The following is a 14,384-nucleotide window of genomic DNA, read 5'->3' as shown; positions in this document are numbered from 1 at the left end:
CTTGTGATATTTTTTTAATTAAAAGTTAAGGTTTAGACCAAAAACCAATTGTCTGCTACGAGGATATGCTGAATAATCCACGCCTGGTGTAAGAGGTGTATTTCTTCTTGTTGAAACCTCAGGATCAGGACCTGAATAATTTGTAAGAACAAAAACATTCGTAGCTGTAAAGTAAAATCTTAATTTAGAAATGCCTAATTTGGAAACAAAAGCATTTGGAGATGTATATCCTAGAGTAAGCGTATTAAGCCTTAAGAAAGAACCATCTTCTACAGCCCAGTCACTAAATACAAAGCGGCTCATATATGGTGACCACATTGTTGTATTAGCATTCAGAGCTGTCAATGCTGCAGGATCAGTTACTAATTGACCTGAAACAGGATCAAGGTTTGTCCATCTGCTACCGTCAGCCATTTCTGAACTTAAATTTCTATATTGACCATTTGGATTAGCTGTTGTGAACTCAACTTTATTTGCGTTGTAAATATCGTTTCCAATACTGTAGTTAAAAGCAGCTGAAAGATCAAACCCATAAGCATTAGCATTCATTGTAAAACCTCCTGTACTTTTTGGATTTGCATTACCAATAACTTTTTGGTCTGCTGCAGTAACTTTATTATCAGTTGAACCGTCAACATTTTTTAATTTCATCATACCCGGCTGTAAAGTTCCAACAATAGCAGAGGCATCAGCAATACCAGCTTTCAATGTATATTTTGACCCATCATAATCAAAATCGGAAACTTCATATCTACCATCATTTTGATAACCATACATTAACCCCACTGGAGAACCAACATTTACTACATAATCATTTCCAATTTGTGTTGATGCCCAGTTTGTATTAGTTCCAAAATTATTCATCACACCAAGCGAGTTGATACGATTAGTATTAAATCCGGCATTGAAAGAAAAACTCAAACCATATTTTGCATTTTCGATTGCAACAAGATTTAAAGTCGCCTCTATACCTGTATTTTGAATTTCACCCATATTTCTATATTGATTATCATAACCAACCCCAGAAATTGGAAATAATATCAACAGATCCTTAGTTACATTTTTATAAACCTCAACTGAACCATTTATACGACTATGGAAAAAATCAAAATCCAAACCTATATTTTGTGTTATAGTAGTTTCCCATTTTAATTCAGGATTTGCCATTGTTTTAGAAGCTGCCCAGTAGTTGTCAACTCCATTTATCCATTCAGAATTTGAAGACTGAAAACTTTGAACCTGTTGTCCTGTTGGAATATTATTATTTCCTGCTTCTCCATAACTTACTCTAAGTTTAAGTGTATTTATCCAGGAAACATCCTTTAAGAAACTCTCTTCAGATATTTTCCAAGCAGCTGCAGCTGCTGGGAAATAACCCCATTTATTATCATTTAAAAACTTACTGGAGCCATCGGCACGATACGTTGCTGTAAAAAGATAACGATCTTTAAAATCATAATTAACACGCCCAAAGAAAGAAAGTAATTTATCATCCGGGGAATAATTATTATCCACAATAAAGTCTTTCCCTTGACTAGTTAATTTTTGTGATTGATTAAAAGTAAACAACTTAGGCAATCCATGAACCACAGAAGTCATGTCTGTTCTTTTATAATTGATTGACTCTTCTCCAACCAGAACTTTTAAGTTATGATTTTCTCCAAGAGATTTTTTAAAATCATAATTAAGTGTATTTGCATTTCTAAATTTATTATCCTTACGATCAGTAATTATAAGTGCCGGCATACCTTGATTTTCTGCAGCAGGAACATTGCTTACATAGTAGGTTGAACGTCCGTAAAAACGATAATCTAAATAATTATAATTATCTAAACCTAAATCTGTTTTTAAACTAAGGTTATCTGTTAATTTCCATCCGAAACTCCCTAACATATTGAAGTTTTTTCTTAACTGCTGACGATCGTTATCCGCAATAGATACAAAAGGATTCACTAAATAAGTTGAAACCGCTTCATCTGTATCAGACGTAGTTAATCCAGGCAACGGAATTGGGGAATATCCCACAGCATGTTTTAAACGTGAATCTGAAGAAGATACCTCTTTTTGCTCATTCACGCCACCCCCATTAATCTCCGTATCAGAATAACGCATAGTAAAAGCTAAATCAATTTTTTCACTGGCTTTACTTTTTAACGCAAGCGACAAGTTGTTTCTTTTAAAATCAGAACCAACCATAATTGATTTCTCATCATAGTGTGCATAATTAAAATTAAAATTAATTTTCTCTGAACCTCCACGTATTCCTAAATCCCGACTTTGAACTTCTCCTGTACGTCCAAAAGTCTGTTTTTGCCAATTATTACCTTTCATCCCTTTATACATATCAGAATCCTGCCATGCACCAAAGTATTTTTCATAAGATGGCACATCGTCCGCAAGCAATGCATATTCATATTGCCATTTTACGAAATCTTCCGGCTGAAGAACATCAATTTCTTTCGCCATCTCTTTCAAACCATAAAACATATTAAAATTCACAGCTATCTTACCATCCTTACCACTTTTAGTAGTTACAATAATAACACCATTCGCCCCTCTTGAACCATAAATTGCAGTAGACGAAGCATCTTTTAATATTGACATAGATTCAATATCAGAAGAAGAAATATCATTAATACTGTTTACAGGAAAACCATCAACAATATATAAAGGAGAACTATCCTGAGTCAAAGAAGTACCTCCACGAATTCTAATTTTAATCTCTGAATCCGGAGAACCTTCTGAAGAAGTTACATTCACCCCGGCCACACGACCTGTTAAGGCTTCTGCAATACTGGAAACCGGAGTTTTCCTTAAATCATTACCAGCTAAAGTCGCAACTGATCCCGTTAAATCAGATTTTTTCACTGTTCCGTATCCTACAACCACTACTTCATTCAATGTATTTGATTCCTCCACCAAAGCCACATCAATTTTACTTTTCCCTGAGGCGGCAACTTCTTTAGTTTTAAAACCTATAAAAGAAAACACCACAACCGCTTTAGAATTCGTGAGGTTTAACTTATATTTACCATCGAAATCTGTTGAAACACCATTTTTAGTACCTTTTTCTAATACATTTACGCCCGGTAAGCTTAGACCTGCAGCGTCTTTAACAACACCTTGTATTGTTATATTTTGCGCACTCACCTTGTTGCCGGAAAGCAAACACAATAAGAAAACAATTGCAAAACAACAATTTGTCCCTTTAAATAACTCTTTGAAATTCATAGTTTACTGTTTAGTTTATTATTATATAGTTTAGTTTTAAGTTTTATATTTCATTGAAACACAATATTTTTTTCAAGAATCAGAGCAGAAATTTTATTAAAAACTCTTAAAAATATTAAAAAACAATGATTGTTTTTTAAACCAAAAAAATATCATGTAATCGATTACACAAACTTAGAAAAAAATTCTATATAAAAAATTAAATTTCACAAAAAAATCATAAAAAAAATTACATATGAAAAATTATTCTCTTTTTTAATATTACATGTGCAATTTATATCTACTAAAATTATCAAATATGCTTTTATTTTTTTATGTATATTAAATTATTGCATAAAATTCAATCGATTACAGAATCTGCAATTATTTTCACAATTTTAACGAAGAAATAAATACACAGGTAATTTTCTTATATTTTATAGCTAAATCTGAAGTAAATAAAGAAATCCATTAAATATTACCTGGGTTTAGACAGCAATGATTCAGAATTCTCTTATACAGAATTCCATAATACACCTTTAAGAATATCTCAACTAAATTTTAACATAATCAATATGTAATTTAACAAAATGACATTTGTTACAAAATGCCTTAATTGATTATAAAAAAAATCCCTTAAAAAAAGTTTTAAGGGATTGAAATTTAAAATATTTAAGCACTTTGCAATTGTAAGACTGCTTTATTTTTCTGCATTAAGATAAAAGTGATTATCATACCTATAATAGACATTCCAACGCCTATAAGATTAGGAGAGGTAAAACTATATCCGGCAGCCAATGGTAATCCGCCTAAAAAAGCTCCCAAAGCATTTCCGATGTTAAAACTTCCCTGTAGTGCTGCAGAAGCAATCATCTCAGCATCCTTGGCAGTACGAATCATTAACATTTGTATAGGTGCAATAACCGAGAAAGAAATACAGCCCGTTAAGAAAGTCAGGAATAAAGAAGCATATTGGTTGAAGGAGAAAAAGTAAACTAAAATTAAATCGACAGACATTACAAACAACAAAGCCAAAGTCGTTGGTGCGGGTGAAAATTTATCAGCTAATTTACCTCCTAAAAAGTTTCCTACAACCATTCCGAAACCTGCTAAAATCAAAATATAAGAAACATCCTGTGGAGAAAATTTAGATATATTTATCAGCAATGGTGCGATGTAACTAATCCATGCAAATAATCCGCCGAAACCAACCGCGGTAATTCCGATAATCAACCAGGCATCAGCTTTCTTAAAAAATTGTAACTGCGTTTTCATATTTACATTTTGATTTTTTTCCAGATTCGGCATCCATAAATAAATAAACAAAAAGGTAAGCAGACCTACAACAGCAATAAGTATAAAGGTATAACGCCAGATAAAATTGTGTCCTATATATGTACCGATTGGGACTCCTATAAGATTAGCCAACGTTAAACCCGAAAACATAATTGCGATTGCCTGAGCTTCTTTACCTTTGTCTGCCAAACGACTTGCCACTACTGCTCCTACTCCAAAGAAAGCACCATGCGGCAATCCGGAAAGAAATCTTGACGCAAATAAAAAATTATAAGTAGGTGCAATAATTGAAAGTGCATTAAAAACAGTTAACATCATCGCCAAAATTAAAAGCATCTTTTTGGGAGCATAATTTCTTCCAATAATAACCAGTAAAGGAGCTCCAATAACAACTCCCAGCGCGTATGCCGAAATTAAATATCCTGCAACAGGAATTGTAACTTTCATATCTGAAGCAATATCCGGCAACAGGCCCATCATTACAAATTCGGTAATTCCGATAGTTAAACCTCCTAATGATAATGCAATAAGACTTTTTTTCATTTGTTTTTACAAGAAAGGAATAGATTTTCTATGGGGCAAATTTACGCCAGCTTTATAAAAAAATAATTGTATATTTATAACATAAACTTGTATATTTAAGTTATGCCAAAATTAAATCAATTCAAAACACTTGCTATAGATGAATTTGAAGATGAGAAATTTCATCTTCCGCCACATACTCATACGTATTATGAAATCATTTATATTAAAAAAGGAAGCGGCATTCATCATTTAAACCACAATTTACTACCTTATAAATCAGGAGATTTATTTGTGATTTCGCCAGATGACGAACATTATTTTGACATTAAAAAAAGTACTCGTTTTTTCTATATCAAATTCACGGATAGTTATTTTAATTCAAAACAAAATCTTACTTGTGATGAGTTTTTAATTCATACGCCCGAAAGTTTCATGCGTGATAAAACACTCAAAGAAACTGTTTTAAAATTAGATGATCCCTGCAAAACGATTTTAAAGAATACTATTGAAAACATTGCTGCTTACAATTGTAAAACCGATGTTTCGAATTCGCCAATTGTATTTTACCAAATCCTTTCTATTTTTGGATTAATCAAAGAAACGATGCACAATATGAATCTTGTCGTTAAAGGAAATTCTATTGATAATGAACAAATCACTTCGTATATCCATCAGAACATTTATAAGCCCAAATTGGTTCAGATTAAAGTAATTGCAGATCATTTTAATATTGCACAAACTTATTTCAGTGCTTATTTCAAAAGGACTTTTGCGATTAGTTATCGTGACTATATTCATAACCTGAGAACAACTTTAATCGAGAAACGATTCCAAAACAATCAATTGCCGGTCAAACAAATTGCTTATGAATTTGGTTTTACAGATGAAAGTCATTTGTCTAATTATTTCAAAAAGAGAAAAAATATGAATCCTACAGATTTTAAAAAGCTTTAGTTATTGAAATCTTAAAAAACCTTCGGGCTAAATATTTTTATCTAAATTTGTATCACAAATCAATTTTTCCTTGACTAAAAAAATTTACATATTATCTCTCCTGCTGACAATTGGTTTCTTTTTGATTCCGATTTCCGGTTTTGCATGTGGAAATAATACTGTAAAAACTTCTCATAAAAGAGAAATCACTTCAGACGAAAAGGAAAAAAATTGCTGTACGAAAGAATGCTGCAAGAAAACTAAAGATTCTAAAAAAGAAAAACACGATTGTGACGGAAAATGCAATCACACTAATTGTACAACTTCCTCTTTGCAGTTTAGCATTCCGGCTTCAAATGAGTTTAATTTTCAAAATAATATTTTTAATTTCTCAATAGAAAAACCTAATTCATATTATAACGAAGCCAATATTTCTGATGGTTTCACTTCGATTTGGTTACCTCCAAAAATATAATAATTGTATTTGTAACAGCCATAAATGGGTCATTTTTGAAACCATTTGTTCTAAAATTCAGTTAAAAACAAACCAAAGGAAAATTCGAATTCCTTTTTAAAAACATATAAAATGAAAAATTCAATAGCGGCTGTTTTTGCAGCAATCGCAATAATATTATCTGTAAATACAATCACAGCAAAAGAAACAAAATCTCAAACAACTATAAAATATGTTCAGGACTCAAGTCAGCTGAAACCTGTTTTTGATAATTATTTTGCAATGAAAGATGCACTTATCAAAAGTGATGCAAAAACAACTTCGGCGAAAGCTGCCACTTTGTTAACTGTTATAAGTGCTGTAAAAATGGATAAATTAAAAAGCGATGAACATACAGTTTGGATGAAAGTCATGAAAAAAATGGCTTCTGATGCAAAATCAATTTCATCTAATCAGGATCTTAAAAAACAACGTGAAACTTTTAAATCATTATCTAAAAGTACTTACGAGCTAATTAAAGCTTCAAATCCTGCACAAACGGTTTACTATCAATATTGTCCAATGGCCGATGCTAATTGGTTAAGCAAAGAAAAAGCTGTTAAGAATCCGTATTATGGATCATCAATGCTGACTTGCGGAAATGTGGTAGAAACTATCAAATAAACATGAAGCTCTATATCAAAAACATGGTATGCAGCAGATGTAAAATGGTTGTGAAGTCTGAGTTTGAAAAACTCGGACTTCAGACTATTTCTGTAGAACTGGGTGAAGTCGAATTGCAAAACGAAATCACAGAAAGCCAAAAAGAAGTTTTACTTCAGAACTTACACTCCTTAGGTTTTGATTTGCTTGATGATAAAAAAAGTAAAACAATCGAGAAAATAAAAACACTTATTATCGATTTGGTTCATCATAAAAACAATGAATTAAAAACCAATCTATCTGATTATCTGGCAGAAAACCTCAGTCAGGATTATAATACACTGAGTAATTTATTTTCGGAGATAGAAAATACAACTATCGAAAAATATTTTATCAGTCAGAAAATAGAAAAGGTAAAAGAATTATTGATTTATAATGAACTTTCGTTAAGCGAAATTGCGGATATTTTAAACTACAGCAATGTGGCACATTTAAGCAATCAATTCAAGAAAATTACAGGCTTTACCCCTACTCACTTTAAGCAATTGAAGAATAAAAATCGTATTCAGATCGAGAATTTGTAAATTCTATTATTAAAGAGACTGAATAAATTAAAAGTCATATTTTTTTATATCTCGCAAAGTCGCTGAGACGCCAAATTTAAAAAGAATAAAAAATAAAGCTTTGCGCCTCTCCAACTTCGCGAGATTTATTTAAACCGAACTACAGAGAATTTGTAAATCTTACAAATCATTTTCAAAATTATACAACCCGAAGTAATTGTTACTTCGGAAATTTGCATTGTAATACTTTAAAAGATAAAACAATGACTCATCAATATACTATTTCAGGAATGTCGTGCGATGGCTGTCGCACAAAAGTCGAAAAAACACTGAATACAATAGAAGGAATTCAGGCCGAGGTGACTTTAAACCCACCTTTGGCTACTATCACAATGGAAAAGCATCTTCCAACTGAAAAATTTCAAGAAATCCTGAGCCAAGTTGGAAATTACACTATTGAAATGACTACCGCAAAAAATACCGCAGAAGCTCCTCCTAAATCCTGTTGTTCAAGTCAGAAGAAAGACAATCACGAAGGACACCATCATAAAAAAGAAACTACTGTAACTCACAATTATAATACAACCGGTGTTTTTTATTGCCCAATGCATTGCGAAGGCGACAAAACTTATGATAAACCTGGAGATTGCCCAGTTTGCGGAATGGATTTAGTTCCCCAAGTCGCCATAGGCAATACACAATTTACTTGCCCGATGCATCCTGAAATTGTTTCGAACGAACCTGGGGATTGTCCAATTTGCGGAATGGATTTGGTTCCGATGAAAGCTTCAGAATCTGAAGAAAACAAAACCTACATTGATTTACTAAAAAAAATGAAGATTGCCGTATTATTTACGCTTCCAATCTTTATTATTTCAATGTCAGAAATGATTCCGAACAATCCTCTTTATAAACTAATGTCTATTGAGAACTGGAACTGGATACAATTCCTTTTTTCAATTCCCGTGCTTTTTTACGCAGGCTGGATGTTTTTTGTTCGTGCCTGGAAATCGATTGTTACCTGGAATCTAAACATGTTTACCCTAATTGGGATTGGAACCGGTGTTGCATTCTTATTTAGTATTGTCGGAATGTTTTTTCCGGATATTTTTCCGTCCGAATTTAGATCGCATCACGGAACTATTCATCTTTATTTTGAAGCTGCAACGGTTATCCTAACATTAGTTTTATTAGGACAACTATTAGAAGCTAAAGCCCACGGGCAGACCAACGGAGCCATAAAAGAATTATTAAAATTAGCTCCAACCGAAGCAACTTTAGTCGAAAATGGAAATGATAAAGTAATTTCGATTCATAATATTAAAAAAGGAGATTTACTACGTGTAAAACCTGGAGAAAAAATCCCGGTTGACGGAAAAATCACAACTGGAGAAAGTAGTATTGACGAAGCAATGATTACCGGAGAACCCATTCCGGTTGATAAAAAAGTTGGCGATACAGTAATTTCGGGAACGATAAACGGTACCAAATCATTTGTAATGATTGCCGAAAAAGTAGGTTCAGAAACCCTGCTTTCACAAATTATACAAATGGTCAATGATGCAAGCCGTTCGAGAGCCCCCATCCAAAAATTAGCCGACCGGGTATCCAAATATTTTGTCCCAACAGTTGTTATCATTTCTATAGTAACTTTCATTGTCTGGGCAAAGTTTGGCCCTGAACCTGCCTATGTTTATGGATTGATTAATGCAATTGCGGTTTTGATCATAGCCTGTCCTTGTGCTTTAGGATTAGCCACCCCAATGTCAGTAATGGTGGGCGTAGGCAAAGGAGCTCAATTCGGTATCCTGATAAAAAATGCCGAAGCCTTAGAAAACATGAGTAAAATTGATGTTTTGATTACGGATAAAACCGGAACAATTACCGAAGGAAAACCATCTGTAGAAAAAATCTATGCTGTTAATAATGATGAAAATGTTTTATTGCAAAATATTGCTTCCCTAAACCAACACAGCGAACATCCTTTGGCACAAGCCGTAGTTAATTTTGCTAAAGCTAAAAATCAAACGACACTTGAAGTTCCGGACTTTGAAGCTATTGCCGGAAAAGGAGTTATAGGAACTGTCAATAACTCAAAAGTGGCTTTAGGAAATAAAAAACTAATGAATCAGATTGGCGCTTCGATCACTGAGGATATTGAAAAAAAGATTGTTGCCGAGCAAAATCTGGGTAAAACGGTTTCTTATATTTCCGTAGATAAAATTGTTTTGGGTTATGTAACTATTACTGATGCCATAAAAGAAAACAGCGTAAAAGCAATCAAAGATTTAATCGATCAGGGAGTTGAAGTGATTATGATGACGGGCGATAACAGTAATACTGCAAAAGCCGTTGCTGATCATTTGCATTTAAGCTCGTTTAAAGCAGATTGTCTTCCTGAAGATAAACTAAAAGAAATTCAGCGATTGCAAGCCGAAGGTAAAATTGTAGCCATGGCAGGCGACGGAATCAATGATGCTCCTGCGTTGGCTCAGGCAAATATCGGTATTGCCATGGGAACAGGAACTGATGTTGCTATTGAAAGTGCTAAAATAACACTCGTAAAAGGTGATTTAAATGGAATTGTAAAAGCTAAAAAGCTAAGTTATTCCGTAATGAAAAACATCAAACAAAATTTGTTTTTTGCTTTTATATACAATGTTTTAGGCGTTCCTATTGCAGCAGGAATTTTGTATCCTGTATCCGGAATTTTGCTTTCACCTATGTTAGCGGCGCTGGCGATGAGCCTGAGTTCCGTTTCAGTAATTGTAAATGCATTACGCTTACGAAATTTAAATCTTAAATAATTTAGATGAAATTACATACTATTCTTATTGTCTTTTTGATTGTTTTAAATGCAAGAGCCCAAAAAACAGTTCGTTACGATTTATACGTTCGCGATACAATTGTCAATTTTTCGGGGAAAGAAAAACATGCTTTTGCCGTAAATGGTCAGATTCCGATGCCTACCTTAACTTTTACAGAAGGAGATATTGCGGAAATTTATGTTCATAACGAATTGAAAGAAAGCACTTCACTGCATTGGCACGGATTATTTCTGCCTAATAAAGAAGACGGCGTTCCGTATTTAACACAAATGCCGATCGCACCCCATACAACGCATAAATACAGTTTTCCAATCATTCAAAACGGGACGTATTGGTACCACAGCCATTCCGGGCTTCAGGAACAGGCTGGTTTATATGGACTTTTCATCATCAACAAGAAGAAAGGTGATCCAACTTTTAGAAAAGGGATTGATGATTTACCAACAGTTCCGGTTATTTTAAGTGAATGGACAGACTTAAAGCCGGAAAATGTACAGCGAATGCTTCATAATGCCAACGATTGGTTTGCCATAAAAAAAGGAACAACACAGAGTTATGCCGAAGCCATTAAACAAGGACATTTTTCGACCAAAGTTACCAACGAATGGAAACGAATGAATGCAATGGATGTGAGCGATGTGTATTATGAAAAGTTTTTGATTAACGGTAAAAATGAAAATCAGCTTTCGCAATTTAAACCCGGAGAAAAAGTCAGGCTCAGAATTGCAAACGGAGGTGCTTCAAGTTATTTCTGGCTGACTTACGGTGGCGGAAAAATAACTGTTGTAGCCAGCGATGGAAACGATGTTGAACCTGTAGAAGTGGATCGTCTGATTATTGCTGTTTCTGAAACTTATGACATTGTGGTTACGATTCCGGAAGACAATAAATCTTTTGCCTTTTTGGCTACTGCCGAAGACAGAACTGGTTCAGCTTCTTTATTTTTAGGCGATGGCGTTAAGCAGCCTGTTGCACATCTTTCGAAATTAAAATATTTTGAAGGAATGAAAATGATGAACGACATGATGAAAATGAACGGAGAAATGAATGACATGGGCATGAATATGTCATTGAATAAAATGGATATGAATGCTGTAATGTATCCCGAAATTACAGGCGAAGATGAAAATTCGAAAGCCATGAATCATTCGGAACATAAAATGGAAAACATGCAGATGGCTAACGACAGCACGGAAACTGCTGAAATGGTTACTTTGAATTATGGAATGCTAAAATCCCCAACCAAAACAAATCTTCCGAAAGATGCTCCGGTAAAAGAATTACGTTTTGAATTGTCCGGAAACATGAATCGCTATGTTTGGAGTCTGGATAATAAAGTAATTTCAGAAACGGATAAAATCCTGATTAAAAAAGGAGAAAACGTTCGAATCGTATTGTATAACGGATCTATGATGCGCCACCCGATGCATTTACATGGACATGATTTTAGAGTCCTGAACGAACAGGGGGATTATGCACCACTGAAAAATGTGATTGATATTATGCCAATGGAAACCGATACAATTGAATTTCAAGCAAATGCTGATGGCGACTGGTTTTTTCACTGCCATATTTTATATCACATGATGGCGGGAATGGGACGCATTTTTAGTTATGAAAATTCGGCTCCGAATCCGTTGATTCATGATCCGAAAATGGCTTACAAAATGCTGAAAATGGATGACAGAATGTTTCATTTTATGGCCGAAAATGATTTTGCCACAAACGGAAATGACGGCGAAGCTATGTTCAGTAATACGCGTTGGAGCATTGGAACGGAATGGCGATTGGGTTATAACGATCATCACGGTTACGAAACTGAAACTCATATTGGACGATACATCGGAAAAAATCAATGGTTAATGCCTTTTATTGGCTTTGACTGGCGATACCGAAAAATGGATGAAGGTGAAATGGAAAAGAATCTTTTTGGACAATTTAACACCAAAGACAATCGTTCTGTTTTTAGTGCGGGTCTTGAATATACTTTACCCATGCTGGTAAAAGCACAAGTTGAAGTTTACACCGATGGAAATGTTCGTTTGCAATTTGAGCGAAAAGATATTCCGCTTTCAAGACGTTTACGAATGAGTCTGATGTGGAATACAGATAAAGAATATATGGGAGGTTTGAAATATATCGTGGCCAGAAACTTTGGAATCACCACGCATTATGATAGCGATATGGGAGTTGGTTTTGGTATTAATTTGAATTATTAATATTGATTCTTAAGTGTTTTTACAAGAATTTCACACAATAAAATAATAATATTTTCTTACAAACAGTAAATCATGTTATATTTGATTCGGTATTAAATTTAAAATATAACAAAAAAATATAGCTATGAAACTGAATGATTTCAAAAAGAATTTCAATAATCAGATCACAAACGAACTAACTTTATTTTTTGAGATAAATGACGAACTTGGATTCGAAAATTATTCTCAGGGTTTTGGTTTATACAGAGATGATAAAACCGGAATTGCAACCTGGTCCAAAGACAAAGATTTTTTAGACAAACTAATGCCTTTTGCACAAGCAAATGGCACTGGTTCGATGTATGCATTATGGGATGACAACAAAAACAAATCACTGAATGAATTACCTGTAGTCGTTTTTGGTGATGAGGGTGGTTGTCACATTGTTGCAAAAAACATTACTGAATTAATGCAACTCCTAACCTTCGATTCTGAAATTTCTGTTGATCATGAAGAGGTTTATTTTTATAAAGACGAGGACGATTATGAAGAGAGCGAAAATCTGTCAGAGTATAAAAATTGGCTAAAAGAAAATTTCAATCTTGATTCTGTAGAAGAGGAAAAGGCAACAGCTATTATTGAAGCAGCACAGGAAGAATACAAAGAAGATTTTGATCAATGGTTTTCTCAATATTATTCAGAAGATTAAATCTTTAATTAATTGAATAAAAACATCAGTTCATACAAATTTTGAACTGATGTTTTTTATTTAAAGAACTTCTGTTAAAGTGCAATTACAATTTTCCCAACAGTTCTTCCTGTTTCTAATTGTAGATGCGCTTTTTTCATTTCATCAAATGAAAAAATTTGTGAAACGTGTGATTTGATAATTCCTTTCTGCATTAAATCGGCAGCAATATTGATATCCGGACCGGAAGATTTAACAAAAACAGCAAACAAATCAATCTTTTTGTTTTTCGCTTTTTCTACATATTCAGGATCAATTTCACCTAAAATGTAAATAATTTTTCCGCCTGGTTTTACAACATTTATAGAACGATTGTTAATTTCATCTGAAATTGGATTTAAAACCAAATCAATATCCGAAACTTCATTTTCAAAATCTGCTTTAGCATAATCTATATGTTCGTCTGCACCATTTTGCAAAACAAACTCTTTGTTTTTTTCAGACGAAGTTCCAATAACATATGCTTTAAAATGTTTGGCAATTTGTGTCGCATAATGCCCGACTCCGCCCGAAGCTCCGTGAATTAAAACTTTATCACCTTCTTTTATTTTTCCGTTGGTAACTAATGACTGCCAGGCTGTTAGGAAGGCAAGTGTTCCCGCTGCGGCCTCTTGATGAGAAATATTTTCAGGTTTTAAAGCCAAATGCGAAACCGGAGCCGCAACATATTCGGCGTAAGCCTTTCCATTACCGCGATAATTTATCATTCCGAATACTTCATCGTTTAATTTAAATTGGGACACATTCTTTCCCAACCCTACAATAGTCCCGGACAAATCCCAACCTAAAATAACCGGACGTTCATCTCCAAACAAACGATTGATTCTTTCTTCTGAAGACCTTGTTTTATAATCAACCGGATTGATGCTCAAAGCACTGACTTTTATCAAAACCTCATCATCGTTAATTTCCGGTTTCGGAATATCTACATATGTTAGGTTTGATACACTTCCGGCTTCATTCAATATAATGGCTTTCATAATAATT

The 14,384-nt window shown here is 33.7% G+C and carries 10 protein-coding genes; 7 read left to right on the top strand and 3 right to left on the bottom strand.

Features of this window, described 5'->3' with window-relative positions; genetic code table 11:
- Positions 1-18: 18 nt before the first annotated feature.
- Both PMI10_RS02345 and PMI10_RS02340 read right to left on the bottom strand, forming a co-directional pair.
- Positions 19-3,231, bottom strand: coding sequence for a SusC/RagA family TonB-linked outer membrane protein (locus PMI10_RS02345; protein WP_007804076.1), 3,213 nt, complete (start codon positions 3,229-3,231; stop codon positions 19-21).
- 651 nt (positions 3,232-3,882) lie between these two features.
- Positions 3,883-5,049, bottom strand: coding sequence for an MFS transporter (locus PMI10_RS02340; protein ID WP_007804074.1), 1,167 nt, complete (start codon positions 5,047-5,049; stop codon positions 3,883-3,885).
- A gap of 102 nt (positions 5,050-5,151) precedes the next feature.
- On the opposite strand from PMI10_RS02340, the gene PMI10_RS02335 reads away from it, so the two are divergent.
- The 7 genes from PMI10_RS02335 (at position 5,152) to PMI10_RS02305 (ending at position 13,358) form a co-directional block, all read left to right on the top strand.
- On the top strand, positions 5,152-5,985 hold the full coding sequence (locus PMI10_RS02335; protein WP_007804072.1) for an AraC family transcriptional regulator: 834 nt from the start codon (positions 5,152-5,154) through the stop codon (positions 5,983-5,985).
- 70 nt (positions 5,986-6,055) lie between these two features.
- Complete coding sequence (locus PMI10_RS02330) at positions 6,056-6,439, top strand: hypothetical protein (RefSeq protein ID WP_007804070.1); 384 nt, start codon at positions 6,056-6,058, stop codon at positions 6,437-6,439.
- A gap of 111 nt (positions 6,440-6,550) precedes the next feature.
- Positions 6,551-7,081 carry a DUF3347 domain-containing protein gene (locus PMI10_RS02325; protein ID WP_007804068.1) on the top strand — a complete coding sequence of 177 codons (531 nt, stop codon included), beginning with the start codon at positions 6,551-6,553 and terminating at the stop codon, positions 7,079-7,081.
- Positions 7,082-7,083: 2 nt separating this feature from the next.
- A complete protein-coding gene (locus PMI10_RS02320) occupies positions 7,084-7,644 on the top strand; it encodes a helix-turn-helix domain-containing protein (protein WP_035631206.1) in 561 nt (186 codons plus the stop codon).
- A gap of 242 nt (positions 7,645-7,886) precedes the next feature.
- Positions 7,887-10,430: a heavy metal translocating P-type ATPase gene (locus PMI10_RS02315; protein WP_007804065.1), complete on the top strand. Its 2,544-nt coding sequence runs from the start codon at positions 7,887-7,889 to the stop codon at positions 10,428-10,430.
- 5 nt (positions 10,431-10,435) lie between these two features.
- Positions 10,436-12,670 carry a multicopper oxidase domain-containing protein gene (locus PMI10_RS02310; RefSeq protein WP_007804063.1) on the top strand — a complete coding sequence of 745 codons (2,235 nt, stop codon included), beginning with the start codon at positions 10,436-10,438 and terminating at the stop codon, positions 12,668-12,670.
- Between the two features lie 124 nt (positions 12,671-12,794).
- Positions 12,795-13,358, top strand: a complete 564-nt coding sequence (locus PMI10_RS02305; protein WP_007804062.1) for a hypothetical protein — start codon at positions 12,795-12,797, stop codon at positions 13,356-13,358.
- 74 nt (positions 13,359-13,432) lie between these two features.
- Here the strand turns inward: PMI10_RS02305 and PMI10_RS02300 are convergent, their stop codons facing one another.
- Positions 13,433-14,377 carry an NADP-dependent oxidoreductase gene (locus PMI10_RS02300; RefSeq protein ID WP_007804060.1) on the bottom strand — a complete coding sequence of 315 codons (945 nt, stop codon included), beginning with the start codon at positions 14,375-14,377 and terminating at the stop codon, positions 13,433-13,435.
- Positions 14,378-14,384: the final 7 nt, after the last annotated feature.

This window comes from Flavobacterium sp. CF136 (assembly GCF_000282055.1).
GTDB lineage: Bacteria > Bacteroidota > Bacteroidia > Flavobacteriales > Flavobacteriaceae > Flavobacterium.
Note: the sequence above shows the minus strand (reverse complement) of the source record. Positions and strands in the feature narration are given on the sequence as shown.

What these genes read in the sequence shown, in the direction of transcription:
- PMI10_RS02335 (WP_007804072.1), top strand. Translation starts at nt 5,152, where the DNA reads ATGCCAAAATTAAATCAATTCAAAACACTTGCTATAGATGAATTTGAA.
- PMI10_RS02320 (WP_035631206.1), top strand. Translation starts at nt 7,084, where the DNA reads ATGAAGCTCTATATCAAAAACATGGTATGCAGCAGATGTAAAATGGTT.
- PMI10_RS02345 (WP_007804076.1), bottom strand. Translation starts at nt 3,231, where the DNA reads ATGAATTTCAAAGAGTTATTTAAAGGGACAAATTGTTGTTTTGCAATT.
- PMI10_RS02315 (WP_007804065.1), top strand. Translation starts at nt 7,887, where the DNA reads ATGACTCATCAATATACTATTTCAGGAATGTCGTGCGATGGCTGTCGC.
- PMI10_RS02340 (WP_007804074.1), bottom strand. Translation starts at nt 5,049, where the DNA reads ATGAAAAAAAGTCTTATTGCATTATCATTAGGAGGTTTAACTATCGGA.
- PMI10_RS02300 (WP_007804060.1), bottom strand. Translation starts at nt 14,377, where the DNA reads ATGAAAGCCATTATATTGAATGAAGCCGGAAGTGTATCAAACCTAACA.
- PMI10_RS02310 (WP_007804063.1), top strand. Translation starts at nt 10,436, where the DNA reads ATGAAATTACATACTATTCTTATTGTCTTTTTGATTGTTTTAAATGCA.
- PMI10_RS02305 (WP_007804062.1), top strand. Translation starts at nt 12,795, where the DNA reads ATGAAACTGAATGATTTCAAAAAGAATTTCAATAATCAGATCACAAAC.
- PMI10_RS02325 (WP_007804068.1), top strand. Translation starts at nt 6,551, where the DNA reads ATGAAAAATTCAATAGCGGCTGTTTTTGCAGCAATCGCAATAATATTA.